Source organism: Actinophytocola algeriensis (assembly GCF_014203735.1).
Taxonomy (GTDB): Bacteria; Actinomycetota; Actinomycetes; order Mycobacteriales; family Pseudonocardiaceae; genus Actinophytocola; species Actinophytocola algeriensis.
Window position 1 is genome coordinate 363,255 of sequence record NZ_JACHJQ010000011.1, and the last position, 26,402, is coordinate 389,656.

At 70.6% G+C, this 26,402-nt stretch carries 25 protein-coding genes; 23 read left to right on the top strand and 2 right to left on the bottom strand.

Going from position 1 to position 26,402, the window contains the following annotated elements; all coding sequences use genetic code 11:
- Positions 1-98: 98 nt before the first annotated feature.
- From FHR82_RS41175 to FHR82_RS41240, 14 genes are all read left to right on the top strand, one after another.
- Complete coding sequence (locus FHR82_RS41175) at positions 99-1,109, top strand: ABC transporter ATP-binding protein (protein WP_184816160.1); 1,011 nt, start codon at positions 99-101, stop codon at positions 1,107-1,109.
- Positions 1,106-1,891, top strand: coding sequence for an MlaE family ABC transporter permease (locus tag FHR82_RS41180; RefSeq protein ID WP_184816073.1), 786 nt, complete (start codon positions 1,106-1,108; stop codon positions 1,889-1,891). Before FHR82_RS41175 ends, FHR82_RS41180 begins: the two co-directional genes overlap by 4 nt.
- Before the next feature lie 55 nt (positions 1,892-1,946).
- On the top strand, positions 1,947-2,762 hold the full coding sequence (locus FHR82_RS41185; protein WP_184816161.1) for an MlaE family ABC transporter permease: 816 nt from the start codon (positions 1,947-1,949) through the stop codon (positions 2,760-2,762).
- Between the two features lie 61 nt (positions 2,763-2,823).
- Positions 2,824-4,056: an MCE family protein gene (locus FHR82_RS41190; protein WP_184816074.1), complete on the top strand. Its 1,233-nt coding sequence runs from the start codon at positions 2,824-2,826 to the stop codon at positions 4,054-4,056.
- Positions 4,053-5,057 carry an MCE family protein gene (locus tag FHR82_RS41195; protein ID WP_184816075.1) on the top strand — a complete coding sequence of 335 codons (1,005 nt, stop codon included), beginning with the start codon at positions 4,053-4,055 and terminating at the stop codon, positions 5,055-5,057. Before FHR82_RS41190 ends, FHR82_RS41195 begins: the two co-directional genes overlap by 4 nt.
- Positions 5,054-6,049 (top strand): MCE family protein, encoded by a 996-nt coding sequence (locus FHR82_RS41200; RefSeq protein WP_184816076.1) that lies wholly within the window; start codon positions 5,054-5,056, stop codon positions 6,047-6,049. Before FHR82_RS41195 ends, FHR82_RS41200 begins: the two co-directional genes overlap by 4 nt.
- Positions 6,050-6,081: 32 nt before the next feature.
- Positions 6,082-7,083, top strand: coding sequence for an MCE family protein (locus tag FHR82_RS41205; protein ID WP_184816162.1), 1,002 nt, complete (start codon positions 6,082-6,084; stop codon positions 7,081-7,083).
- A gap of 64 nt (positions 7,084-7,147) precedes the next feature.
- Positions 7,148-8,173, top strand: coding sequence for an MCE family protein (locus tag FHR82_RS41210; protein ID WP_184816077.1), 1,026 nt, complete (start codon positions 7,148-7,150; stop codon positions 8,171-8,173).
- On the top strand, positions 8,173-9,384 hold the full coding sequence (locus FHR82_RS41215) for an MCE family protein (protein WP_184816078.1): 1,212 nt from the start codon (positions 8,173-8,175) through the stop codon (positions 9,382-9,384). The genes FHR82_RS41210 and FHR82_RS41215 overlap by 1 nt, the downstream gene beginning before the upstream one ends.
- Positions 9,369-9,872, top strand: coding sequence for an Rv1363c family protein (locus FHR82_RS41220; protein ID WP_311771526.1), 504 nt, complete (start codon positions 9,369-9,371; stop codon positions 9,870-9,872). The genes FHR82_RS41215 and FHR82_RS41220 overlap by 16 nt, the downstream gene beginning before the upstream one ends.
- Positions 9,869-10,477, top strand: a complete 609-nt coding sequence (locus FHR82_RS41225; RefSeq protein WP_184816079.1) for a YqhG/Tai3 family protein — start codon at positions 9,869-9,871, stop codon at positions 10,475-10,477. The genes FHR82_RS41220 and FHR82_RS41225 overlap by 4 nt, the downstream gene beginning before the upstream one ends.
- A gap of 186 nt (positions 10,478-10,663) precedes the next feature.
- Positions 10,664-11,281 carry a hypothetical protein gene (locus FHR82_RS41230; protein ID WP_184816080.1) on the top strand — a complete coding sequence of 206 codons (618 nt, stop codon included), beginning with the start codon at positions 10,664-10,666 and terminating at the stop codon, positions 11,279-11,281.
- 63 nt (positions 11,282-11,344) lie between these two features.
- Entirely contained in the window at positions 11,345-12,742 is a 1,398-nt protein-coding gene (locus FHR82_RS41235; protein ID WP_184816081.1) for a DUF6801 domain-containing protein, read from the top strand.
- 47 nt (positions 12,743-12,789) lie between these two features.
- Positions 12,790-13,716, top strand: a complete 927-nt coding sequence (locus tag FHR82_RS41240) for a hypothetical protein (RefSeq protein WP_184816082.1) — start codon at positions 12,790-12,792, stop codon at positions 13,714-13,716.
- Between the two features lie 415 nt (positions 13,717-14,131).
- Here the strand turns inward: FHR82_RS41240 and FHR82_RS41245 are convergent, their stop codons facing one another.
- Entirely contained in the window at positions 14,132-15,364 is a 1,233-nt protein-coding gene (locus FHR82_RS41245) for a PucR family transcriptional regulator (RefSeq protein ID WP_184816083.1), read from the bottom strand.
- A gap of 203 nt (positions 15,365-15,567) precedes the next feature.
- On the opposite strand from FHR82_RS41245, the gene FHR82_RS41250 reads away from it, so the two are divergent.
- From FHR82_RS41250 to FHR82_RS41290, 9 genes are all read left to right on the top strand, one after another.
- Complete coding sequence (locus tag FHR82_RS41250) at positions 15,568-15,750, top strand: SRPBCC family protein (protein ID WP_184816084.1); 183 nt, start codon at positions 15,568-15,570, stop codon at positions 15,748-15,750.
- Between the two features lie 72 nt (positions 15,751-15,822).
- Positions 15,823-16,113 carry an ArsR/SmtB family transcription factor gene (locus FHR82_RS47840; protein WP_311771527.1) on the top strand — a complete coding sequence of 97 codons (291 nt, stop codon included), beginning with the start codon at positions 15,823-15,825 and terminating at the stop codon, positions 16,111-16,113.
- Positions 16,114-16,294: 181 nt separating this feature from the next.
- On the top strand, positions 16,295-17,005 hold the full coding sequence (imuA', locus tag FHR82_RS41260; protein ID WP_225943990.1) for a DnaE2-dependent mutagenesis accessory factor ImuA': 711 nt from the start codon (positions 16,295-16,297) through the stop codon (positions 17,003-17,005).
- A 113-nt stretch (positions 17,006-17,118) separates the two neighbouring features.
- The gene (locus tag FHR82_RS41265; protein WP_225943989.1) at positions 17,119-18,690 is read left to right on the top strand and encodes a DNA polymerase Y family protein; all 1,572 of its coding nucleotides are present in this window, start codon (positions 17,119-17,121) and stop codon (positions 18,688-18,690) included.
- Positions 18,690-18,887, top strand: a complete 198-nt coding sequence (locus FHR82_RS41270) for a hypothetical protein (RefSeq protein ID WP_184816085.1) — start codon at positions 18,690-18,692, stop codon at positions 18,885-18,887. Before FHR82_RS41265 ends, FHR82_RS41270 begins: the two co-directional genes overlap by 1 nt.
- 173 nt (positions 18,888-19,060) lie before the next feature.
- On the top strand, positions 19,061-22,369 hold the full coding sequence (locus tag FHR82_RS41275) for an error-prone DNA polymerase (protein ID WP_184816086.1): 3,309 nt from the start codon (positions 19,061-19,063) through the stop codon (positions 22,367-22,369).
- Positions 22,370-22,374: 5 nt separating this feature from the next.
- A complete protein-coding gene (locus FHR82_RS41280) occupies positions 22,375-22,878 on the top strand; it encodes a GNAT family N-acetyltransferase (protein WP_184816087.1) in 504 nt (167 codons plus the stop codon).
- Positions 22,879-22,920: 42 nt separating this feature from the next.
- Complete coding sequence (locus tag FHR82_RS41285) at positions 22,921-23,343, top strand: universal stress protein (RefSeq protein ID WP_184816088.1); 423 nt, start codon at positions 22,921-22,923, stop codon at positions 23,341-23,343.
- 10 nt (positions 23,344-23,353) lie between these two features.
- Positions 23,354-23,935: a pentapeptide repeat-containing protein gene (locus FHR82_RS41290; RefSeq protein WP_184816089.1), complete on the top strand. Its 582-nt coding sequence runs from the start codon at positions 23,354-23,356 to the stop codon at positions 23,933-23,935.
- A 49-nt stretch (positions 23,936-23,984) separates the two neighbouring features.
- Here FHR82_RS41290 and FHR82_RS46975 read toward each other — a convergent pair whose 3' ends face one another.
- The gene (locus tag FHR82_RS46975; RefSeq protein ID WP_311771528.1) at positions 23,985-26,393 is read right to left on the bottom strand and encodes a TNT domain-containing protein; all 2,409 of its coding nucleotides are present in this window, start codon (positions 26,391-26,393) and stop codon (positions 23,985-23,987) included.
- Positions 26,394-26,402 lie beyond the last annotated feature (9 nt).

The window sequence follows — 26,402 nt, forward strand, 5'->3', positions numbered from 1 at the left end:
GGCAATCAGAAAAAGCGGCGGATTGTTGCCTGCCAGAGTGGCCGTCGTTAGCGTACTCGCCAGTAGATAAGCGGCCTTGGCACCAATGGAGGTGTGTGTTGGGAGTCGAGGTCGTGGTCGAGGACCTCTCCAAGTCGTTCGGAAACCAGCGGATCTGGCAGGACGTCACGCTGACGCTGCCCGCGGGTGAGGTCAGCGTCATGCTCGGCCCCTCCGGCACCGGGAAATCGGTGTTCCTGAAATGTCTGATCGGTTTGCTCAAACCCGAATCCGGCAAGATCCTGATCAACGGGATCGACCTGGTCAGATGTTCCGAACGCCAGTTGTACGAAACCAGGAAACTCTTCGGCGTCCTCTTCCAGGACGGTGCGCTGTTCGGCTCGATGAACCTCTTCGACAACATCGCGTTCCCGCTGCGCGAGCACACGAGGAAAAGCGAGACCGAAATCCGGGGGCTCGTGCTCGGCCGGATGGACATGGTCGGGCTCGCGGGCGCGGAGAAGAAGTTGCCCGGCGAGATCTCCGGCGGTATGCGCAAGCGAGCCGGGCTCGCACGGGCGCTCATGCTGGAGCCGGAGATCATCCTCGTCGACGAGCCGGACTCCGGGCTCGACCCCGTGCGCACGTCCTACATCTCGCAGCTGCTCATCGACCTCAACGCGCAGGTCGACGCGACGATCCTGATCGTCTCGCACAACATCAACCTCGCGCGGACCGTGCCGGACAACATCGGCATGCTGTTCCGCCGCGAACTGGTCATGTTCGGCCCGCGCGAGGTGCTGCTCACCAGCGAGGTCCCCGCGGTCAAGCAGTTCCTCAACGGCTCGCGCATCGGGCCGATCGGCATGTCGGAGGAGAAGGACGAGGCCACGATGGCCGCCGAGCAGGCACACGCCCAGGCAGGCCACCACGACGGGTCCACAGAGGACGTTCGCGGGGTGGTGCCGCAGCTGCAGCCGACCCCTGGCCTGCCGTACCGGGAGGCCGTGCGCCGCCGCAAGGACCGCGTCATGCGCATCATCCACACCCTGCCGCCCGAGGCGCGGCACGGCATCGTGTCCAGCCTCGACGCCGAGGACCGGCTCCGCTACGGCATCGGAGTGCGATGACCAGGCATGCCACCTTCCCCGGCGCTGCCGCGATGCGGGAGACCGGTCGCCTCTACGCGCTCGGCCTCGACGTCATCCGCTGCATCCCCAAGCGCCCCTTCCAGTTCCGCGAGTTCATCGGGCAGTTCTGGTTCATCGCCAGCGTTTCGCTCCTGCCCGCCGCGCTCGTGTCGATCCCGTTCGGTGCGGTCATCGCGCTGCACCTCGGGTCGCTGACGCAGCAGATCGGCGCGCAGTCGTTCACCGGCGCGGCCAGCGTCCTCGCGATCATCCAGCAGGCCAGCCCGGTCGTCACCGCGCTGCTCATCGCGGGCGCCGGTGGCTCGGCCATGTGCGCGGACCTCGGCTCCCGCACGATCCGCGAGGAGATCGACGCGATGGAGGTGCTGGGCGTCAACCCGGTGCAGCGCCTCATCGTGCCGCGCGTGCTCGCCGCGATGGGGGTCGCCGCGTTCCTCAACGGCCTCGTCTCCGTGGTCGGCGTGCTCGGTGGCTACTTCTTCAACGTGGTCATGCAGGGCGGCACCCCCGGCGCGTACCTCGCGAGCTTCTCCGCGCTGGCGCAGCTGCCGGACCTGTGGATCTCCGAGATCAAGGCCGTGATCTTCGGTTTCGTCGCCGGGGTGGTCGCGTCCTACCGCGGCCTCAACCCTGGGCGCGGGCCGAAGGGCGTCGGGGACGCGGTCAACCAGTCCGTGGTGATCACGTTCCTGCTCCTGTTCCTGCTCAACCTCATCCTCACGACCCTGTACCTGCAGGTCGTGCCGCCGAAGGGGGCGTGAAGTGGCCCTCCTCAGTGACAAGGCGACGGACAGACCCAAGGCGGACAAGGCCTTCCTGAAGGCAGTGGACCGGCGGTTCACGTTCCTCGACGTCCTCGGCGACCAGATCTTCTTCTTCCTCAAGGCGATCGCGTGGATCCCGCGCGCGATCCGCCGCTACGGCAAGGAGATCATGCGCCTGATGGCCGAGGTCAGCTTCGGCTCCGGCGCGCTCGCGGTCATCGGCGGCACCATCGGCGTGATGGTCGGCATGACCGCGTTCACCGGTTTCGTCGTCGGCATGCAGGGCTACTCGGCACTGAACCAGGTCGGCACGCCCGCGCTCGCCGGGTTCATCTCCGCGTACTTCAACACCCGCGAGATCGCGCCGCTCGTCGCGGGCATCGCGCTGTCGGCCACGGTCGGCTGCGGGTTCACCGCACAGCTGGGCGCCATGCGGATCTCCGAGGAGATCGACGCGCTCGAGGTGATGGGCGTGCCGAGCATCCCGTACCTCGTCACCACCCGGATCATCGCCGGGTTCCTCGCGATCATCCCGTTGTACGCGATCGGCCTGCTGACCTCCTACGTCGCGTCCAGACAGGTGACGATCTGGTTCTTCGGCCAGTCGGCGGGCACGTACGACCACTACTTCCACCTCTTCTTGCCGCCTATCGACGTGCTCTACTCGTTCGGCAAGGTGCTGGTGTTCAGCATCGTCGTCGTGCTCGCGCACTGTTACTACGGCTTCCGCGCGACCGGCGGGCCCGCGGGCGTGGGTGTCGCGGTGGGCCGGTCGGTGCGCACGTCCCTGGTCGCGGTCAGCGTGATCGACCTGTTCCTGAGCCTCGCGCTGTGGGGCGCCACCACGACGGTGCAGGTGGCGGGATGAGCGGCGCCTGCGGAGCGAATCATCGAGCACAGTCGCCGCTCGGAGCCTGCGAGGAGCGGTCATGACCGGCAAACTCGTCAGACGGTCGGCGGGGATCGCGTTCCTGCTGGTGATGGCCGTGCTCGCGTGGCTGTCAGTGCAGGTGTACGAGGAAGCGTTCTCCGACGACGTGCTCGTGACGCTGAAGACCGACCGGATCGGCAACCAGCTCAACGAGGCGTCGCAGGTCAAGGCGCGCGGTGTGGTCGTCGGTGACGTGCGCGCGGTGCGCGCCGGGCCGGACGGCGCGACCATCGAGCTGGCCATGAAGGCGGAGACCCTGGAACGCCTCCCCAAGGACGTCACCGCGCTGCTGATCCCGAAGACCCTGTTCGGTGAGCGGTACGTCCAACTGTCCATTCCGGACGACTCGGTGGCGGACCCCCTCGAAGGGGGTGACGTCATCCGCCAGGACCGGTCGCGGAACGCGATCGAGCTGGAGCGCGTGTTCGACGACCTGATGCCGGTGCTGAAGGCCGTGCAGCCGGAGAAGCTCGCCACCACGCTCACCGCGATCGCCACCGCACTCGAAGGTCGCGGCGAACAGCTCGGCCGCACGATGGTCGACACCGCCACGTACCTGGAGGAGTTCAACCCGAACCTGCCGACGCTCACCGACGACCTGCGTGCCCTGGCGGAGGTCAGCGAGCTGTACGGCGACATCGCGCCCGACCTGCTCGACTCGCTCACCGACTCGTCGGTCACCCTCAACACCGTCGCCGACCAGCGCGTCCAGCTCACCGACCTGTACGCGCAGGTCACCAGGTCCGCGCAGGACGTCACCGTGTTCCTGCGCAACAACTCCGAGAACCTGATCCGGCTGGCCGCGTCGAGCCGCGCACCGCTCGAGATCGCCGCCGAGTACTCGCCGAGCTTCCCGTGCACGCTCGAGGCGCTGACCGACCTGAAGCCGTCGGTGGACAACCTGTTGCGTGACGGCGGTGTGCACGTCGACCTGGTCGTCACCGAGGACCGCGGCAAGTACGTCCCCGGCCGCGACGACCCGGTCTACGACGCGACCGGTGGCCCCCGCTGCTACCCGAGCGGGGTCGCGCCGACGCAGGGCACGGTCGCGGCACCGGCCGGTGGCGCGGGGCACCCGCTGCTGTCCGGCGACGACCTCGGGCTCGCGAACTCGCCGCAGGAACAGGAACTGATCGGCACCCTGCTGGCGCCCGCGATCGGCGAGGTGCCCGGCTGGTCGAGCGTGCTCGTCGGCCCGCTCTACCGCGGCACGGAGGTGACACTGCGATGAGGAAACTGGCCGCGCCGCTGATCAAGGGCCTGATCTTCGTGCTGGTCACCGGCCTCGCCACGGCCGTGCTCGCGATCTCGATCGGCAACGGGGGCGTCGGCGACACGCTGACCTACTCGGCCCGGTTCACCGATGTCACGTCGCTCAACCCCGGCGACGACGTGCGGATCCACGGCGTGCGTGTCGGGCAGGTCGACGAGATGTCCGTTGTGGACGGTCACCTCGCGCTCGTGACGTTCTCGGTCGACAAGTCCAAACCCCTGCCCGCGGACGTCACCGCGACCATCAAGTACCGCAACATGGTCGGGCAGCGGTACATCGCGCTCGAACGCGGCGAGAAGCTGTCGGCGGCCCTCCTCGCCGAGGACGACGAGATCCCGCTCGATCGGACCCGGCCCGCCCTGGACCTGACCGACCTGTTCAACGGCTTCAAGCCGCTGTTCCAGGCGCTGTCGCCGAAGGACGTCAACGACCTGTCCGGCGAGATCGTCCAGGTGCTGCAGGGTGAAAGCGGCACGGTCGACTCGCTGCTCGCCCACACCGGTTCGCTGACCACCACGCTCGCCGACCGCGACCAGGTCATCGGTGACGTGATCACGAACCTGAACTCGGTCCTCGCCAACATCAACGGGCAGGGCGACGCACTGTCCACACTGGTCGGCACGCTGCAGCGGCTGGTGTCGGGCCTCGCGGGCGACCGGGCCGCGATCGGCGACGCGATCCAGGGCATGGCCGACCTGACCGGCGCCACCGCCGGCCTGCTCGAACAAGCCAGGGCACCGCTCAAGCAGAGCATCTCCGGCCTCGGGATGCTCGCGTCGAACCTGGTCACCGGCCAGGAAGCGCTCGAACAGTTCCTCACGGCCACCCCGGCCAAGTTCGAGGCGGTCGGCCGCACCGCGTCCTACGGGTCCTGGCTCAACTTCTACCTGTGCGAGGCGATCCCCATCGGCCACGAGGAGCACAGCTACGTCAGCGGCGCGGCGAGGTGTGACTCGTGAGGAAGTCCTTCCGCGAACGCAGGCCGGGGCCGATCGGCGTCATCGGCACCGTGGCACTGCTCGCGATCACCGCGCTCGTGTACTTCTGGCCCGACCTGCCCGGCATCAACGGCTCCACCTACGAGGCCGAGTTCTCCGAGGCCGCCGGGCTGCGGCCGGACGACGAGGTGCGGGTCGCCGGCATCAAGGTCGGCGAGGTCACCGGGGTCGAGCTGGACGTGGACCGGGTGCTGGTCACGTTCCGCGTCGAGGACACGTGGATCGGCGACCACACCACCGCCGCCATCAAGATCAAGACGTTGCTGGGCCGCAAGTTCCTCGCCCTGCACCCGACGGGCGGCCGCGACCAGGACCCGGACGTGCGCATCGGGCTGGACCGCACGGTCACGCCCTACGACGTGACGCAGGCGTTCGAGGGCCTCGCCGACACCGCGGGCGCCATCGACACCGACCAGCTCGCCGAGAGCTTCCGCACGATCTCCGACACGTTCGCGGACTCGCCGACACACGTCCGGTCCGCCCTAGACGGGCTGACCTCCTTGTCCCGCACCATCTCCTCCCGCGACGACCAGCTCGCCGAGCTGCTGCGCAACACCCGCCAGATCACCTCGACGCTGGCAGGCACCAACGAGGAGTTCGACAAGCTGCTCGACGACGGCGAGCTGCTGCTGACCGAGCTGGCGGGCAGGCGCGACGCCATCCACGACCTGCTGACCGGTACCACCGACCTCGCGAAGCAGCTGTCCGGGCTGGTGGCCGACAACTCCGAGCAGCTCGACGGCGCGCTCACCCAGCTCGAGGTCGTCACCGACGTGCTCACGCGCTACGGCGCCCAGCTCGACCGCGGCCTCCAGCTCGCGGGCCCGTACTTCCGCGTGATCAACAACGCGACCGGCAGCGGCCGCTGGCTCGACACCTACGTCTGCGGTCTGGTCGAAGAGAACCGCGAACCCTGTACGCCGCCACGACTTCCGCAAGGGGGACCCCGGTGAACGACACGAGGGCCCGCCGCCGTCTCGGCCGGATGGTCGCGCTGGCCACGGTGCTCGCCGTGGTCGCCGCGGGCGTGCTGTGGTGGGTGTTCGGCGGCGACGACCAGAAGCGGATCACCGCGTACTTCTCCCGCGCGGTCGGCGTGTATGCGGGCTCGGACGTGCAGGTGCTCGGCGTGCGGGTCGGTGCGGTCGAGTCCGTGACCCCGCGCGGCGACCGCGTCGAAGTCGTGTTCACCGTGGACGGTGAGGTCGGGGTGTCGCCAGGCACGAAGGCGGTCGTCGTCGCGCCGAGCGTCGTGTCCGACCGGTACGTGCAGCTCACCGACCTGTCCCGCGGCGGCCCCGTGATCGCCGACGGCGCCGTGATCCCCGAGTCGCGCACCGCGACCCCGGTCGAGCTGGACGAGCTGTACGCGAGCCTGAACACGCTGGTCTCGGCGCTGGGCCCGGACGGGTCGAACTCCGACGGCGCGCTGTCGGAGCTGCTCGACACCGGTGCCGCGAACCTCGAGGGCAACGGCGAGGCGTTCAACGAGAGCGTCCGCAACTTCGCCGAGGCCGCGCGCACGCTGTCCGGCTCGGCGGGCGACCTGTTCGGCACGGTCGACGAGCTGCAGAAGTTCACGACCATGCTCGCCACCAACGACGACCAGGTCAGGGGCGTGAACACCCAGCTCGACCAGGTGTGGCGCACCCTGGCCGCCGACCGCGACGAGCTGAGCACGGCACTGGGCACGCTCGCGTCCGCGCTCGCCGACATCCAGGCGTTCATCCGCGACAACCGCACCGCCATCAAGTCCAATGTGGACAAGCTGGCGCGGACGACCCAGCTGCTGGTGGACAACCGCGCGTCGATCGCGGAGGCGCTCGACGTGGTACCGATCGCGGCGACCAACGTGGTGAACGCGTTCGACCCGGCGACCGGGACCCTCCAGGGCCGCGGGATTCTCCTCGAGTACCTGGCCGGCTCGGACGCGCCGGTCGTCCCGCTGCCGTTCACGGACGGCATGCCGTTGGAGGGACCGCGATGAGCGGAGCTTGCGGAGCGAATGCTCAAGCACAGCGGCGCCCCGGAGCCTGCGAGGGGGCGGCGACATGAGGCGCGTTCTCGCCGCCTGTGCCGCGGTCCTCGCGCTCGCCGGGTGCACCGCGACCGGCACGAACGGCATCTACGACGTGCCGCTGCCCGGCGGCGCGGACCTCGGCGACCACCCGTACCGGGTCACCGTCGAGTTCGCCGACGTGCTCGACCTCGTGCCGCAGGCGGCGGTGAAGGTCAACGACGTGGTCGTCGGCCGGGTCGAGTCGATCGAGCTGGGTGGCGCGGACCGGTGGACACCGCAGGTCGTGGTCGCCGTCAACGGCGACGTGGCGCTGCCCGCCGACGCGCGGGCGAGCCTGCGCCAGTCGAGCCTGCTCGGGGAGAAGTTCGTCGAGCTGTCCGCACCCGATGGCAGCACCGGCGCGAAGAAACTGGCCGACGGCGCGGTGATCACCGCCGACCGCACGAACCGGCACACCGAGGTCGAGGAGGTCTTCGGCGCGCTGTCGCTGCTGCTCAACGGTGGTGGCATCGGGCAGCTGCGGACCATCAACCAGGAGCTGACGAAGGCGCTGTCGGGCAACGAACCGGAGATCAAGGCCTTCCTGTCCAATGTGGACGAGCTGGTGACGAACCTCGACGAGCACCGAGGTGACATCACCGCCGCGCTCGACGGGCTCAACCAGCTGTCGGCCACGCTGGCGAGCCGGGACGAGCAGATCCGCGGCGCGCTCACCGACCTCACCCCTGGCCTCGCCGCGCTGACCGAGCAGCGCAGCGCACTCGTCACGATGCTGCAGTCGCTCGACACGCTGTCGGACGTCGCGGTCGACACGATCAACCGCAGCCGCGACGACATGGTCGCCGACCTGAAGGCGCTCGCGCCGATCCTCAACCAGCTCGCCGCCGCGGGCCAGGACCTGCCGCAGGCGCTGGAGATCCTGCCGACGTTCCCGTTCACCGACTCGGTGCTCGACGCGACGAAGGGCGACTACATCAACATCTTCCTGCACATCGAGGTCGACCCGGACTTCACCGAGCCGCTGCCGCCCCTGCCGATCCCGGAAGGGGGCAACTGATGCTCACCAGGACGGTCCGGGTGCAGGTCCTCGCGTTCGTGGTGCTCGCGTTCGCCGCGGTCGCGTTCGTCGGCGCCAACTACGCCGGGCTTGACCGGTTGTTCGGCGGCGGCACGTACACCGTGCGGCTGCAGCTCGACGACGGCGGCGGCCTGTTCACCAACAGCGAGGTCACCTACCGCGGCGTCGCGGTCGGGCGGGTCGGCGAGCTGCGGCTCACCGACGACGGCATGGAGGCCGACCTGCTCCTCGACGAGGACGCGGCCCGCATTCCTGTCGACGCGCGAGCCGTGGTCGCCAACCGGTCCGCGATCGGTGAGCAGTACGTCGACCTGCAACCACGCGGCGAGGGCGCGCCGTACCTGGAGAACGGGTCGGTGATCCGCAAGGAGTCGACGTCCGTCCCCATGCCGGTCACCACTCTGCTCGGCAACCTGAGCGACTTCAACCAGTCGGTGCCGACCGAGTCGCTGCGGGTGGTGGTCGACGAGCTGTACACGGCGTTGCACGACACCGGCCCGAGCCTGAGTCTGCTGCTCGACTCGACCATGTCGTTCACCGACGAGGCCCGCGAACACCTGCCGCAGACCACGATGCTCATCGACGACGGCGCGACCGTGCTGCAGACACAGCTCGACTCGTCCGCCGCGTGGCGGTCGTTCGCCGGCAACGCCAAGCTGTTCGCCGACGAGCTGGCGAACGCGGACGGTGATCTGCGGGAGCTGATCGGTGCCGCACCCGCCGCCGCGACCCAGCTGTCCGCGCTGCTGTCCGACACGAACCCGGGCCTGTCGGTGCTGGTGGCGAACCTCGTGACCACGTCGGAGATCTTCGAGTCGCGGATCGCGGGCATGCGGCAGCTGTTCGTGAACGTGCCGAAGGCGGTCGCCGCCACGTCGACGTCGATCCGGCCGGACACCGCCAACCTGTCGATCGTCCTGAACTTCACCGACCCGCTGCCGTGCGTGGCCGGCTACCACACGCCCTACCGCATGGGCGAGGACGTGACACCGTTGCCGTTCGACACCACCACCGCGTGCACGCTCCCGTACGGCGACCCGCGGCTCGTGCGCGGTTCACAGAACGTGCCGGACGGTGGCGTGCCGGTGCCCACGGTGCCGGGTGGCGGCGTGCACCTGCCCGGCCCGCTCGGCGCACCGGACCTGCCGGTGGTCTCCGACCTGGAGGGGTTGCTGTGGCTCGAGAAGTGAAGGTGATGCTGGGCGTCGTCGTGCTGGCGCTCGCGTTCGCCGGCTGGGGCGGCTTCACGTGGTGGCAGGCGTCCCGCGACGACTCGCTCTCCTACGCGACCGCCCGCGACGAGGTGCTGGCCGCGGGCCGCGCGCAGGTCGCCACACTGACCACTTTGGACTACCACGACGTGGACGCGGGCATCGACAAGTGGCTCGCGGTGTCGACCGGTGGCCTGCGGGACGAGCTGGCCGCCACCGACTCCGCGACTCGCAGGCAGCTGGCGGCGAACGCCACCGTCGCGACCGGCCGGGTGCTCGACGCGGCCGTCAGCGAGCTGGACACCCGCGCCGGGTCGGCGAAGTTGCTGGTGTCCGTGGAGATCTCGGCCGCCACGGACGGCTCGCCACCGACCGCGAAACGCAACCGGTTCGTCGCCGGGATGTCGCGTGTGGACGGTGAGTGGAAGCTGTCCGCCCTGGACCAGGTGCCGTTGGGGGAGCGATGACCACACAGCTGGACGACGACATCACCGAAGATGTGACGGAAGAAGCGGACGTCGACCCGCCCGACGACGACGTCGATCCACCGGAGCGCGCCGGGTTCTTCCGGCCCAGGCGGGTCGCCGTGGCACTCGGTGTGCTGGCGGCGCTCCTGGTCGGTGCTGGCACGTGGGCGCTGGTGACCGCGAACGACCTGCGCTCGTCCGGCGCCGCGCAGAACAGCGCGCTGGTCGACACCGGCCGCACCGCCGAGGTGAGCGCGGCCGTCAGCAGCGCGCTCAACCAGATCTTCTCCTACTCCTATGACAAGACCGAGGTGACGGAGGAGGCCGCCGCGGCCGTGCTCCGCGGTGAGGCGCTCGAGGTCTACGACAAGCTCTTCGCCGAGGTCCGCGACAAGGCACCCGCGCAGAAGCTCGTGCTCACCTCACGTGTCGTGTATTCGGCCGTGCAGTCGCTGGAAGGCGACCGGGCGAGGCTCCTGGTGTTCCTCGACCAGTCCGCGACCCGCGTCGACACGAACACCACGAACGGCGCGGCCGCCCAGTTGTCCGTAACGGCCAAACGCGAAGGCGGACATTGGGTGATAACCGACATGGCGCCGCGCTGAATTATCGGGAAGTGACAAGAAAATTGACCCGGACTGTTCGTTCTGGAGAACGGAGAAAGATAGACATGATCCTTTTGCGGTAGGCAATTGTGCTTCCTGTTACTGGCAGGTAACGTCATTTGTGCGAGGGCTTCGAAAAGCCGAAATTGCCTTCCGTAGTAAATCTTCACGGAAAGGAACGATCGAATGCGTGGACGATTGATTGGCGCCATTGCCACCGGTGCGGCTCTGGTCGCGACGACCGTGTTCGCGGGGACCGCCTCGGCCCTGCCGCTGGTGTGGGACGTGTCCAGGGACGACGGCGGCACGAGCGGCGGCTTCACCGGCGCGGCCGGCGTGACGGTACTGACCACGGAATCCGGCATCGAGCTGACCTGCGACTCGGCCTCGGCGGCCGGCACGGCGAACCTCGGCACCGGCGTGGCGAACCCCATCGCGACGCTCCCCGCGGGCAGCACGCAGTTCAACAACTGCTCGGGTCCGTTCGGCCTCACGTTCGAGGTCGCGCACCAGGGCACGTGGGAGCTGCACGGTGACAGCTACGCGTCGGGCGTCACGACCGGCAGGATCACCAACATCGTCGCGGACATCTCGGGTCCGTTCTGTGAGGCGACGGTCACCGGTTCCGTGAACGGCACCTTCACGAACTCCTCCGACGAGCTGGAGGTGCTGCCGGACCAGACGCTGACGGTCAGCACCGTCGACCCGAACAACGACTGCCTCGGGCTGATCACCCAGGGCGAGGCGGCCGGTTTCTCGGGCGTCTTCGCCATCACCCCCGGGCTGACGGTCGTCGGCCGGTAGTCCCAGCGGGGCCTGCCCGGCTCCCCCCGGGCAGGCCCCGCACACTTCCCGAAAGGCGGGCACATGACGCGGTTCCGACGGGCGCTGGTCATCGCGGCCGCGGCGATCTCGCTCGTGGTCGTGGCGGGCAACGCCGGCGCGCAACAGGAACCGCCGCGTGCCGAACCGCTGGTGATCGACACCTCGCTGGACTACGTGTGCGGCGAGGCGGGCCCGGTCACGCTGCGGGTCACCGCGACGCTCCCGCCGACGGGTGTGGTCGGTGAGCCGGTCGAGCCCGCCGACGTCGGCCTCCAGCTGACGGTGCCCGCCGCGGCGCTCGCCGGGCTGCCGGGCGCGGCCAGCGTCACGGTCGTGACCAGGCTCGACGTGCTGCCCAGCACGTGGGTGGCCGTGCAGTCCGACCCGGTGCCGCTCGCCGACCCCGTCGTGCTCGGCGGCACCGTCACCGCCCCGCCGGTGACCCCGCACCGCGTGGGCGACCTGGCTCTCGCCGCGGGCGGCCTGACCGTCGAGGTCACCGGCTACGCCGAGGACGGGGCACCGACCGAGCCGCCTTCTGCCGGCCTGACCTGCGTGCTCGCCGAGGGCGAGACCGCCGCGCTCGCGACCGTGCCGGTCGGGGCGCCGACAGCGGAGCGGGTCCCGTCGCCCAAGACCGGCGAGCGGGGACAGCGGGGCCAGGGCGCCCCGTCGGCCGCCCCGCCGGCCATCGCCGCGCCACCACCGCCGGAGTGCTACCGCCTCCCCGACGTGCCCGTGGAATACCGGGCCCCGTTCTGCGCGAAGGTGAACGGCCGCGCCAACATCGCGAAGCTGGACGCGGCGGTTTACCAGCCCACCGGCATGGTGAACATCACCGCGACGAACCTCATGATCAACAAGTGTCCGGAGAAACCACCCGTGGGGTGCCAGGACGCGCTCGTGCTGCCCGAGCTGAACGGCGAGCCGAAGTACCCGCCCGCACCGGGATCGTTCTACGCGTTCGGTTTCATGCCTGCCACCGGCACCATGCAGCTGACCCAGATCGGGCTCGCCAACGTCCACCAGTGGTCGAAGCTGACCCCGATCCCGGGGCAGCCCGGCGAGTACGAGGGCCTCACCACGGTCAACGTGAAGCTGTCGGCCCAGATCCTGGACGCCACCGTCAACGGCGTCCCCGTGCCGGTCGGGCCCGACTGCCGCAGCGCGGAGCCCATCGACGCCGTGTTCACCGCGACCTACAACGGGCCGGACAAGTACTCGATCACCAAGGGCGGCCCACTGATGGGCACCGTGACGATCCCGCCGTTCAGCGGCTGCGGGGCCGACGAGGACCTCGACCCGATTCTCACCGGCCTGATCTCGGGTCCGGGGAACCGCGTCCGGCTCTACCAGGGCGCGGTCTGCACGATCACCGGCAACAACGTCGGCTGCGACCCGATAGCAGAGCCCAATGACCCGAAGTATCCGAAACCCTGAGCCTTCCGGCGATTTCCTGCTTTCCGAAACCCTTTGAGAGGTGACCTGTGTCCCGAATACGAAGAACCGTTTTCGTGGTCGTCGCGGCGGTGGCCGCGTCATTGCTCTCGGTTGTCACTCCCGCCTCGGCGACCACACTCGCGGGTGCCTGGGCCCCGCTGAACCGGTGCCCGGTCGACGACCCCGCCATGCTCGCCGCCGACGGCGCGACCGTCGCGGCGCTGTGCCTGTCGTCCAGCGCGACGTCCGGCACGTTCACGATCGGCGAGACCACCCTCACCACCGGTGCCACCGACCTGCAGGCCGGGGTGCTCAACCAGGGTGGCGCGTACACGCTCGTGGCGCCGAGGTCCGGCGCGGTTGTCGGCGCCCCGGTCGAGATCCCCGGCGGGCTGCTCGGCCTCATGTGCCCGAGCCGCATCCCGGTGATCTCCGACATCTGCGAGCGCGTGGTGAACAGCCCGCTCAACCGGGTGACCGCGACCATCCAGTCCGCGGGCGTGCCGAGGGACTTCAACCTCGCCGCGGGTGCGGGCTCCGGTACGCCGATCGTGACGCTGCCGGTGAAGATCAAGCTCAGCAACCCGTTCCTGGACCCGAACTGCTACATCGGCTCGAACAGCGACCCGATCCTGCTGAAGCCCGCGAACACCGCCCGCCCGGCCGCCCGCTTCGTGCGCTTCAACGCGGACGGCGCGGCGAACCCGACCGGTGAGATGGGCTACCTGTCGCTGTCCGGTGCCTCGCAGGCCGACACCACGTTCGCGGTGCCCGGCGCCAACGGCTGCGGCCTGTTCGGACTGCTGTCCGGCGCGGTGAACCTCAAGCAGGGCCTGCCATCACCCGCCGGTGAGAACAGCCTGGTGCTGAACGACCCGACCACCAACCTCGGTGGCTTCCAGACCCCGCGCAACTTCGCCCCCACACAAGGCAAGCAGCTGTCCGACCGCTGGCACGCGGCCGTCGCAGGCTGACGGAACGGCCCCGTCGAGCGCTGTCGCTCGACCGGGGCCGTCTCATGGTGTGACCTGGGTACGCGCACGCACCGAGTGGATGATCGACGTCATGTCGCCCCATTGGGATGCCGGTGTGGAGGCGTAGATGAAGTACTGGTAGGTCCCGATGTTCTTGCCGGACGGGTGTGTTCGCCGGACGGGTTTGCCTCCCGCACCCTCACGACGTCCGTTGTGCCGTGAAAGGCGCTTTCACGGCGTTGGCCATGCTGTGAAAGGCGCGTTTAGGACGCTCACCGCCCTCAACGCGCCTTTCACAGCGCCGGCGATGTCCTGAACGCGCCTTTCACGGCACACCAGCCCACCCCGGCACGACGATCACCGTCAGCCTGGCCGGATCCGCCGGAGGACCCGGCAAATGTTGGTGGACACAGCACTAACGCCGGTCTCGTTGTGCCGGGAGCGCGACCTCGGGTTCGCGGCGTCGCGCGTTGGTGGCCCGCAGGACCAGCTCCAGCTCGAACCGCTGGTGCGGGTCGTGCAGCAGCGAGCCGAGCGACTGTTCCAGCTGACGCATGCGGTACCGGACGGTCTGCGGGTGCACGTCCAGCAGCGCCGCCATGTCCGGCACGCTGCCCTGCACGTCCAGCCACGCCCGCAGCGTCTCCAGCATCCGTTCCCGCTGCTTGGCGGTGAGGCCGCGCAGCGGGGCAAGCAGGCGTTCCCGCAGGGTGGCGAGCAGGCGGTCGTCGGAGTGCACGAGGACCGTCGACAGGTGCTGTTCGCAGCGGATGACCTGCCGGTCCGGCAGCACACCCTGCTGTGCGAGCGTGAGTGCCTTCCTGGCCCACCGCAACGCGTGCGCGGTCGCCTCGATCCGCACGCCGGGACCGACCGCGAGCCGGCACTGCGGCAGCGCCGCCCGGATCGCCGCGAGCCGTGCGTCGGTCACCTCACCGGGCACCAGGATCCGCGGCTCGATCCCGTCCAGGTCGGCGAGCACGTCCGCGTCCAGCGTCGGTTTCCGCTGGTTGTGGCCGGTGCCGGGGAGCGTGTGGACGGCGATCGGGGACACCTTGTCCGGCACGGTCCACCCGATCAGCTGCGCCAGCTCCGCGATCGCCGCCGGAGGTGCGGGCGGGGTCTGCAGGATCATGCCGAGGAGCCGGCGGCGCCACGTCTCCAGTGCGCCCGCCGAGGTCGCCTTGGCCTCGAGGTACCCGTCGAGCGCGACGGACGCGAGCTTGTCCATGTAGGCGAACACGGCGTCGGCGAGCTGCGACATCACCGCCGACGACAGCCCGTTGCGCTTGCCGACCCGCATCATCCGCCGCCACGCCACCCGCGCGCCGACGCGGTAGGCGGCCTGCAGGTCGTCGAGGCTGCGGCCCTCGCGCATCTCGTTCTGGCCGAGCTTCTGGTGGACCTCGTAGCATTTCTGCGCGGACGCGTCGGGATTCGCGATCTGCTCGATGAACAGGGTCAGTGCGTAGTGCACCCCGGCGCGGATCGACTTGCCGTACGGGCCGTCGAGGGGCCGCGCGTAGTTGGGGATCTTGGCGCGGATCTCGTCGACGATCTCCGTGGCGAGGCTTGCCAGCTCCGGCCGCAGGACCTCGGCGAGCGGCCGGGGCAGAGCGTTGTTGTCGAGCTGGTACTCGACTGTCATGAGCTGCCCCCAATCACCACCACGCGTCGTCGAGTGGTGGCACATCGTGTATCGGACCGGGGAAGCGAGATGTCACATCTGCACGGAACAAACCGACGGTTTGTTCGCCCGGTGACAAGTTCACGGCAATTGCTTGTAGGACGGTGACAATTCCTCATTGCCGCTAGGGAATATTGCCGCTGAGCGATACAAGGAGGTCGCCGATGTTCGGAACGGTCCGCACCCTGCCGGACGGGCGGGTGGAACTGCGGTTCGAGCGCTGGTTTCCGCACTCGTGTGACAAGGTCTGGCGCGCACTCACGTCGGCTGACGAACTGCGCGCGTGGTTCGTGGAGATCCTCGACTGCGACCGCTCGGAGCTGACCTTCTCGCCGGGGCGCGGCTGACGTTCGTGGCGCCGGGCTTCCCGTCGGGGCGCGGGGAGGTCCTGGCGTCGGTGCCCCCGTCGCTGCCGGCCGATGCGCTCGATCTTTGAGGTGCTCGCGGAACCGAACCGGCGGGAGATCCTGGCCCTGCTGCGCGAGGGCGAGCTTCCGGCCGGCGACCTGGTGGCCCGGCTCGGGATAGCGCAGCCGACGGTGTCGAAACACCTGAAGCTGCTGAGAGAACACGGCCTGGTGACCGTCCGCCAGGACACCCAGCGCCGCGTCTACCGCCTGACCCCGGAGCCGTTGCGAGAGCTGGAAACCTGGCTGGCCCGTACCGAACCCTGTGGGCGGGCCGCCTGGCGGCACTGGAGAACCACCTGAACGACATGCCCGACTGACCCCGAGTCCGGCCTCTGTCTCAGGTCCGGCTCGCCTCGGCCGCCAAGCGCGACTCGTCCCCCGGTGGGCTCGCGTTCGACGACATCCCCGTGCTACTATCGAACAGGCGTTCGAGTTCGCTGCCTTCCCCGCAGCGCCTGGCGGGGGAATGAGGTGCGTGCGAATGCCGGCGTTGGGTGCAGCGTCGTCGCTGGCCGCTTCTGGTGCGGTGGGAGTGGCCAGCGACCTCGCGTCCATCCCGGACGACCGCGCGCGGATGTTACCCGTGCACCCGGCCCTTGCCGACCTGTTCCCGTGGGGCGGCCTGCGGCGGGGCGCCACGGTGGCGGTCCGCGGCTCGACGTCGCTCCTGTTCGCGCTCCTGGCGCCGCCGACGGACACCGGTTCGTGGGCGGCGTTGGTCGGCATGCCCGACCTCGGCCTCCGCGCGGCGTCCGAACTCGGCGTCGCGGTGGAGCGGCTCGCCCTCGTCCGGCATCCCGGCGCGAACCTGCCCGCGGTGGTCGCCGCCCTGCTGGACGGCATGGACCTCGTCGCGGTGAACCCGGCCCGCCTCACCGACTCCCACCTCCGCAGGCTGTCCGCGCGTGCCCGGCACCGCGGCGCCGTCCTCATCTCGACCGGGCAGTGGCCCGGCGCGGACCTGGAACTCACCCTGTCGGACACCCGGTGGACCGGCCTCGGCGACGGCCACGGCTTCCTCGAGGCACGTGAAACCCTCGTCGCCGCCCGGGGCAGAGGCGCGGCGGCCCGTTCGAGACAGGCCGAGACCTACCTCCCCGCGGCAGGTGGCGCCGTCGCCGCGCGGCCACGGCTCATCCCGGTGCGCCTGCTCGACAGCGACTGGCGCGGCGACCGTGCGGAAGTGTCATGAACATCGGGGGGTCGTTGGCGGCTCGCGATACCTGTTTTCCTTGTGGCGTAGGGGTTTTCACTCACTCGGGGACAATACCGTCGATCCGCTTGACGCACTGATCGTTCGAACGTATGTTCGACCGCGTGGAACGGATGCTCGTCGTGTGGTGCCCTGACTGGCCGGTGACAGCGGCCGCGGCGGCGGCCAGGCTGACGCCGCACCAGCCGGTGGCGGTGGTCGCGGCCAACCGTGTCGTGGCCTGCTCGGCACCGGCGCGGGTCGAGGGTGTCCGCAGGGGGATGCGCCGTCGTGACGCGCAGGGCCGCTGCCCCGAGCTGGTCGTCTTCCCCGACGACCCGGTGCGGGACGCGCGGCTGTTCGAACCCGTCGCCGCCGCCGTCGAGGAGATGGCGGTCGGCGTCGAGATCATCAGACCTGGCGTGGTCGCGGTCCCTGCCCGCGGCCCCGCCGGCTACTTCGGCGGCGAGGACCGCGCCGCGGAACGCCTGATCGACCAGGTCGCCGACCGCACGGGTGCGGAGTGCGAGATCGGCGTGGCCGACGGGTTGTTCGCGGCCGTCCTCGCCGCCCGGCGCGGGCTGCTGGTCCCGCCAGGCACGAGCAGGGAGTTCCTGGCACCGCTCTCCGTCCGCGAGCTGCACAGGCCCGCGGAGGGCCATTACCGGTCCGACCTCGTCGACCTGTTGCGGCGCCTGGGTTTGCGCACGCTGGGCGCGTTCGCGCAGGTGCCCGAGAAGGACGTGTCGGCCCGCTTCGGCGCCGACGCGGTGCAGGCCCACCGCCTGGCCCGCGGCGAGCAGGAACGGCCGCCGTCCCGCCGGAGACCACCGCCCGACCTGGTGGTCGCCGAGGAACTGGACCCGCCGGTGGAGCGGGTGGACGCGGCCGCGTTCGTCGCCCGCACGCTCGCCGAGAAGCTGCACGCGGGCCTCGCCGTGCACGGCCTGGCCTGCACCCGCCTCGGCATCCACGCGATGACCGCCAACGGGGAAGAACGGCTGCGGGTGTGGCGGTGCGCGGAACCGCTGACGCCGGGCGGCATCGCCGACCGCGTGCGCTGGCAGCTCGACGGCTGGCTGACCGGCACGACCGGCCGGCCGTCCGCCGGCATCGTCAGGCTGCGCCTCGAACCGGTGGAGGTCGTGGAGGGGCACGCGCTGCAACTCGACCTGTGGCGCGGCGAAGGCCGTGCCGAGGCCGACGAACGCGCGGGCCGCGCCATGGTCCACGTGCAAGGTCTCCTCGGCCCGGACGCCGTGGTCACCCCGGTACTCGGCGGCGGCCGCGACCCCGGCGAGGCGGCCCGCCTGGTCCCATGGGGCGACGAACAGTCCCCGCGCCGCGACCCGGAAGCACCGTGGCCAGGCAGGCTACCGGCCCCGTCGCCCGCGACAGTGCTGGCGAAACCCTTACCGGCCAAGGTGTTCGACGAGCACGGCCGCGTGATCGACATCAGCGCACGACACGAGCTGACCGGCAAACCGAGCCAGGTCTCGGTCGACGGCGGCCGCCCCCGACGCGTACACGCGTGGGCCGGCCCGTGGGCGACGGACGCCCGCTGGTGGATCAACCCGTGCAGACGTGCGCGTCTGCAGGTGCTGCTGGAAGAAGAAGACACCCAGACCGCGCTGCTCCTGGTCCTTTCCGAGGAGCGGTGGACAGTGGAAGGAATCTACGACTGATGCCCAAGTCCTGCCCGGAATGCCGCTTCGCCGACGGGAGCTGCCGGCAGTTCGTCATCGGGCACCCCAACCCGGTGTGCGTAGCGGGCTACCCGCAACGCGTGACCCTGTCGGACGGCCTCGCCGACGAGATGGACGTCCTGGATTTACTCATCCCGGCCCCGCGCCTGTCCCCGGAGAACCTCCGCGTGAGGTGACGTCCGGGCCGGGTGCGCGGGTCCGGGGAGGAGGAGTTCGAGAGTCAGCGAAGCCTGCTGACCCCGCCGGGCTGGCCGACCATGCGGCGGCTGCCGCGCCCGCGAAACCCGTCGAGCCTGCCGAGGCCGGTGGTTCCCCACCAGCGTCCCGAGTTTGTGAGAGGAGTGCGTCCATGGGATGGAACAACCCGCCCGTCCGGTGGTCGGAGCTGGAACGCATCCTCTCCGGTCGACCGGTTCCACACGGCGACGGCGGCGACAGTCCCGCGTGGACACACAGACGCGAGCGCTACAGCGCCCCCGCGGGCATCGGCCCGGCCAGTGTCACCGACCTCGCGGGCAGCGAGGTCCGGGTCCCCTACGCGGAACTGCACTGCCACTCCAACTTCAGCTTCCTCGACGGCGCCAGCCACCCCGAGGAACTGGTCGAGTCGGCGGCGCTGCTCGGGCTCGACGCGATCGCCATCACCGATCACGACGGCATGTACGGCGTCGTCCGGTTCGCCGAGGCGGCCAGGGAGCTGGGGGTCCGGACGGTGTTCGGCACCGAGTTGAGCCTCGGGCTTTCCCAGTCGCAGAGCGGGGTCGCCGATCCGGAAGGGGAACACCTCCTCCTGCTCGCCACCGGTGTCACCGGCTACGGGCGGTTGTGCCGCGCGGTCACCGACGGGCAGCTCGCCAACGACAGTGAGAAAGGCCGCCCCGTCTACCGCTTCGACGACGTTGTCGACCAGACGCGCGGCGAGGTCGTCGCGCTCACCGGGTGTCGCAAGGCGTCGGTGCGGCGGGCGCTGGCGGAAAGCGGGCCCGACGCGGCCTTCGCCGAGCTCTACCGGCTGGCCGACGCCTTCGGGCGTGAGCACACCTACGTCGAGCTGATCGATCACGGGTTGCCGCTCGACACCCGCTGCAACGACCTGCTCGCCGAGATGGCGCTCGAGCTGCGGTTGCCGATCGTGGCCACCAACGCCGTGCACTACGCGCAGCCGCACCGGGGCGAGCTGGCCGCGGCCATGGCCGCGGTGCGGGCCCGGCGCGGTCTCGACGACCTCGACGGCTGGTTGCCGCCCGCGCCCACCGCCTACCTGCGCTCGGGCGAGGAGATGAAGCGGCGGTTCGTCCGGTACCCGGGGGCCGTGCAGCGGGCCGCGGCCCTCGGGGTGCAGCTCTCGTTCGACCTGCAGCTCGTCGCGCCGCGGTTGCCGCCGTTCGAGGTGGACGGGCACACCGAGATCAGTTACCTGCGGGAGAAGACGTACGCCGGGGCGCTCGTCCGGTACGGCACCCGGGAGCAGGCGGCCAAGGCCTACCGGCAGCTGGACCACGAACTCGACGTCATCGAGGAGCTCGGCTTTCCCGGGTACTTCCTCATCGTCGCGGACATCGTGGACTTCTGCCGTTCCCAGGGGATCTACTGCCAGGGACGGGGTTCCGCAGCCAACTCGGCCGTCTGCTACGCGCTCGGCATCACCAAAGTGGACGCCGTTCGCTGGGACCTGCTGTTCGAACGGTTCCTCGCCCCCGCTCGTGACGGGCCGCCGGACATCGACCTCGACATCGAGTCCGACCGGCGGGAGGAGGCCATCCAGTACGTCTACGAGCGCTACGACCGGCGGCACGCCGCGCAGGTCGCCAACGTGATCGCCTACCGGGCCAAGTCCGCGGTGCGGGACATGGCGAAGGCACTCGGGTACTCGCCAGGGCAACAGGACGCGTGGAGCAAGCAGATCGACCGCTGGGCGCCCGTGAAGGAAACAGTCGGGGAGAACGACCACGACGTGCCCGTGACCGTGCTCGAACTGGCAGGCCAGCTGGAGGACTTCCCCCGGCACCTCGGCATCCACTCCGGCGGCATGGTGATCTGCGACCGGCCCGTCAGCGAGGTGTGCCCCGTCGAACGGGCCCGCATGGACAAACGCACCGTCCTGCAGTGGGACAAGGACGACTGCGCCGCGATCGGGCTCGTCAAGTTCGACCTGCTCGGCCTCGGCATGCTGTCCGCGCTGCGGTACATGGTCGAGTTCGTCGCCGAGCACCACGGGGTCGACGTGAACATCGACAAGCTCGACCTCGCCGACGAGAAGGTCTACGAGATGCTGTGCAAGGCCGACTCCGTCGGCGTGTTCCAGGTGGAGAGCCGCGCGCAGATGGCCACCCTCCCGCGCCTGAAACCCCAGGAGTTCTACGACCTCGTCGTCGAGGTCGCCCTGATCCGGCCCGGCCCGATCCAGGGCGGCTCGGTCCACCCGTACATCCGCAGGGCCAACGGGAAGGAACCCGTCACGTTCGACCACCCGCTGCTCGAGAAAGCGCTGAAGAAGACCAAAGGCGTCCCGCTGTTCCAGGAACAGCTGATGCAGATGGCGGTCGACGTCGCCGACTTCACCCCCGCGGAGGCCGACGAACTCCGCCGGGCGATGGGGGCCAAACGCTCCACCAGACGCATGGAACGCCTGCGGGAACGGTTCTACGAAGGCGCGGCGGGGCACGGCATCGGCGAAGAGCTGGCCGGCCGGATCTACGAGAAACTGATGGCGTTCGCCAACTTCGGCTTCCCCGAGAGCCACGCGCTGAGCTTCGCCTACCTGGTGTTCGCCAGCGCCTGGTTCAAGCTGTACTACCCGGCGGCGTTCTGCGCGGCACTGCTGAAGGCGCAGCCCATGGGCTTCTACAGCCCGCAGTCGCTGGTCGCCGACGCCCGGCGCCACGGCGTGACGGTCCAGGGCCCGGACATCAACCGGAGCCAACCGCACGCCACCCTCGAACCGGACGACCGAGGCGACCAGACCGTCCGGATAGGACTGGGCACGGTCCGGACCATCGGCCAGGACCTCGCGGAGAAGATCGTGGCGGAACGCGAGAACAGCCCGTACCGGGACATGGCCGACCTGGCGCGAAGAACCCAGCTGACCAGGGCACAGCTCGAAGCACTCGCCACCGCGGGCGCGTTCTCCGGCTTCGACCTGGCCCGCCGCGAAGCGCTGTGGGCCGCGGGCGCGGTCTCGGGGGAACGCCTCGACCGCCTGCCCGGCACCACCGTCGGCGCGGAAGCCCCGGCCCTGCCCGGCATGGACGGCATCGAGACCGCGGTGGCGGACGTGTGGGCGACCGGCCTGTCCCCGGACAGCTTCCCCACCCAGTTCGTCCGCGGGTGGCTGACCAGCCAGGGCGCGTTACCGGTCGAAGCACTACCCGCGGTGGAAAGCGGCACCCGCGTGCTCGTGGGCGGCGCGGTGACCCACCGGCAGCGCCCGGCGACCGCGGGCGGCGTCACCTTCCTGAACCTGGAAGACGAGACCGGCATGGTGAACGTGGTGTGCACACAGGGCCTGTGGACCCGCTACCGCCGCACCGCGCGGAACTCGGCCGCCCTGCTCGTGCGCGGCACCGTCGAGAACGCGGAGGGCGTGACCAGCCTGCAGGCGGACCACCTGGAGAACCTGGACCTGCGCATCCCCAGCCGCTCCCGAGACTTTCGCTGACCCGGATGGTTCTGGTCGAAATCCTGGACGCCTTCACGACCCCGCGCACCGCAGAGGCCGCCGCCCGGCTCCTCTTCGAGTACCTGGCCGCCACCCAAGCGGAGGCCGGGCTGCCCGAACCCGCCACCGTCGAGGACCTGAACCCGGCGCTGGAGTACGAATGCCGCAACCTCGCACAGGTCTACCGGACACCGGGCACGCTGCTGCTGGCCTACCACGACGGCCGCGCCATCGGCTGCGTCGGCGTGGTGTCCCGCGGGCTCGGCACAGCGGAGATCAAACGCCTCTACGTGCGGCAGGCCGAGCGCGGCGGGATCGGGCGGCTGCTGGTCGGCCACGCCCACCGGCACGCCGCCCACCACTGGTTCACCCGCGTCGTGGTGAGCGTCGAACCCGGCCACACCGCCGCGATCGAGTTCTACCGCCGCCTCGGCTACACCGACGCCGAGCCCTACGACATGTCCCCGATGTCGATGGTCCACCTGCAGCGGCCCATCACTCCCGCATAACAACCGTTCTACCGCCGGTGGTCGCGGCTCTAGGATCCGGACGTGCGTGACTACGAGGTCGGTAAGGACGGACTTGCCGTGATCGTCGTCGGCGTCGACGGGACGCCGTGCGCACTGCATGCCGCCGCGTGGGCCAGCGGGCTGGCCCGCCGCGAACGGGCACGGCTCGTGTTCGTCTACGTTGAGCCGCTGACCAGCCCCGCGTACTGGTCGCCGTTCGGCATGGCCACCGCCGCCGAGGCCGCGGGCGAACTGGTCGCCGAGCTGCGCCGCACCGTCGCCGACTACCTCGGCACCATGGGCGTGCGCTGGGAGCTGGTCCACCACCGCGGCGACCCCGGCCACGGCCTGGAGAAGGTCGCGGAGGAACTGCACGCCGACTGCATCGTCGTCGGCCGCGGCAGCGGCGGCGTCGCGAAGTTCCTCGTCAACGACGCGCGCAGACCTGTCGTGGTGGTTCCCTAGTCTGCAGGGCATGACCGAGGACTTCCGCGACGCCGATCTGTCCAACCAGACCTGGGAGGGCAGGCACTTCGAGCACACCGAGTTCGTCGACGCCGACCTGCGGGGGCTCGTGACCAAGGGCTGCACGTTCGACCACTGCGACTTCAGCCGCGCCGACCTCGGTGAGTCCAAGCACACGACGTCCGCGTTCCGGTCGTGCACGTTCGAGCGCACCAACCTGACGCACAGCGAGTTCAGCGGCTGCACGTTCCTCGGCGCGAGCTTCTTCGAGTGCCGCTTCCGCCCGGTGAAGTTCACCGACACCGACCTGACGCTCGTCAGCCTCGCCGGGGCGAACCTGCGCAAGACCAGGTTGTCCGGCCTGCGTTTCCGCGAGGCGAACCTGTCCGGCGCCGACCTCCGCGAGTGCGACCTGACCGGCACCGACCTGCGCGGCGCCCGCCTGTTGGAAACCAAGCTCGCGGGCGCCGACCTGCGCGGCGCCCAGCTGGACGCGAACGGGCTGCGGCAGGGCGCGCTGTCCGGGGCCCGCGTGGACATCGACATGGCCATCGCGTTCGCCGCCGCCCACGGCCTCCAGGTGGGCGGCTGACCGCCAGGTCACGGGGCGGACCCTGGGCCCGCCCCGTGACAGCGGTGCGCTACGACCGCGGTGGTTCCCCGCTGTCGACCTCGACGAGGTGACCCTGTGCGACCAGGTCGCCGATGGTGTCCGGCAGGAGGAACGCGGTTCCGCCGCCGGGCTGGTCGAACCACGGGATCGCGGCACCGGTCAGCACCTGGAACGGCTGGCGCACCCGGTACACGTGGTACGGCCGGTCGATCCACTCGGGCACGAGCGACCGCTCAGAGAACGGCGTGCCCGCCGTGTACACGAGGTTGCCGTCGGCGTCGCCGAAGCGGTCGATCTCCGTGCCCGGCTCCAGGTCGATCATGCGCTTGCCGCGGAACAGCGTCAGCGGCGGCTCGCCGGGCAGCGGCGTGATCGGCCACTCCGACCCGGGCGGTGCCGACGCGGCGCCGTTGATCGGCCGCGGCGCGAGGACCGTGGCCTGCTGCTCGCCCCGCGGCGGTGACGGCGGCTCCATCCGCCCCGGCTGTTCCATCGCCATCGTGTGCGCTGGCTCGCCACGCGGTGGTGTGCCCGGCGGCGGCGTGAAGCCCGGCGTGCCAGGCGGTGGCCCGACCGGACCGGCAGGCGTCGAGTACCCCGGCGTGCCGGGCGGCGGCCCGACGATCCTGGTCCCGAACTCCTCGCGACCGTTCCGGCCCGTGCCGTACTCGTCCCGCTCGTCGCCGACGTCGTCGCGCCCGGAGGACCCGAAGTCACCCGGCGAGCCGAAGTCCCGCCCGGCACCCGCGTCGCGCCCGGACGAGGCGAAGTCGCCCGGCGAGCCGAAGTCCCGGCCCGCGTCGCGACCCGCGCCGCCGAAGTCGTCCCGGCCCACACCGTTGGCGTACTCGTCCCGTCCGGCACCGGACGGGGCGAAGTCCCCTGGCGAGCCGAAGTCCCGGCCCGCGCCCGCGAAGTCGTTCCGGCCGGAGCCCGGCGCACCGAACTCCCGGTTCGCACCGTTGGCGAAGTCGTCCGGCGAGCCGAAGTCCCGGCCACCGGGCGTCCTGCCCGCACCCGCCCCGGCGAAGTCCTCCCGGCCGCCCGCGCCCTGCGAGTAGTCCTCGACCGGCGCGGACGTCGGCTCGAATTCCTCGATCGGGGCCGACATCGGCTCGAACCCGTGGTCCGGCGGTGGCGGGGGCAGCGACGGCAGCTCCGGGTTCTTCGGCCCGGCCGCCCACCGGTCGGTGTCCAGCAGCAGCTTGCCCAGCAGGAACGCCGACGCGTCCGCGACGTCCTCGAACACCGCGGGCGCGACCCAGTCCTGGTCGTGCCAGCCGACCCGCCAGCCCTCGTCCGTCTGCTCCATCGTCCAGCCGCGGCCGGACGGCTGGCCGACCCGGTACGCCGTCTCCGGCACGTCCAGGTCGTCGAGCCGGGCCCGCAGGTGGTCGATCTCGGCCGACGCGGGCCCCTGCGACGGCAGGGCGGCACGCGGTGGCGACATCGATGGCGTCGGCGGTGCCGGTGGCGCCGGCGGCATCATCGGCGCCGGTACCGGTGCGGGCACCGGCATGGCGCGCGTCGGTGCCGGAGCCGGCGCGGGCGGCGGCGGTCCAGGCCGCGGCCCGGGGCCGGGCGGCGGCGGACCGAGGAACGCCTGCGCCGCCGCGCGGGTCGGCTCGTCGACCTGCGGCAGCTGGAACCGCATCCGGCGGATGTGCTCCACCAGGTCCGGCTCCGGCGCGATGTCGTGCTCGCGCAGGAAGTAGTTCACCGCCGCGGGCCAGATCCACGTGCCGTCGGTGTGGAACGCGACGGGCACGGACTGCTGGCCGTTCGGGTCGAGCCGGTCCGTGTCGTAACCACGGGCCGGACCCACCAGCGGGCCGTTGTCCAGGTAGTCCAGGATGTCCTGGATGTCCATCTCGTCGACCTGGGGGCGGTTCACCGACGGGCGGCCGTCCTCACCGGGGCCGTCGAAGATCCGCGCGACCCGGAACCGCGGCGGCCCGGGGGGCCGCTCCGGCATCGGGGTGCCCGGCGGCGGCCCGGGCGGTGGTGCCGTCGCGAGCCTGCGGCGCAGCCACTCCGGCACGTTGTCGTCCGTGCGCGGGAACATCCGCATGTCGTCGGGGTAGGCCTGCGGGGGCGGGGGATGCTCCCAGCCCGGCTCCTCGCGGTCGTACTCCAGGTTGTAGCTCGACGGGTGGTCGAGCTTGTAACGCGCGTTGAACCAGGTCCCGCGCCCCTCCCGGTACATACCGGCGCGGAGGCGCGCGAACAGGCCCTGCAGGTCGGCCGGCATCGTCCACGGCTCTGTGCCGCCGTCGGAGTAGGTGACCTGTCCGGTCGACTCGGCGTAGCGGCCGACCGCTCTGTAGTCGACGGTGAGCTGCTCCCAGTCCTCGGGGGCGACGCGCAGCATCGCCAGCCCGATCTGTTTGACCAGGGCGTCCTGCTCAGTCGGGGTTAGCTGGGTCGGTTGTGCCACGGTGACATC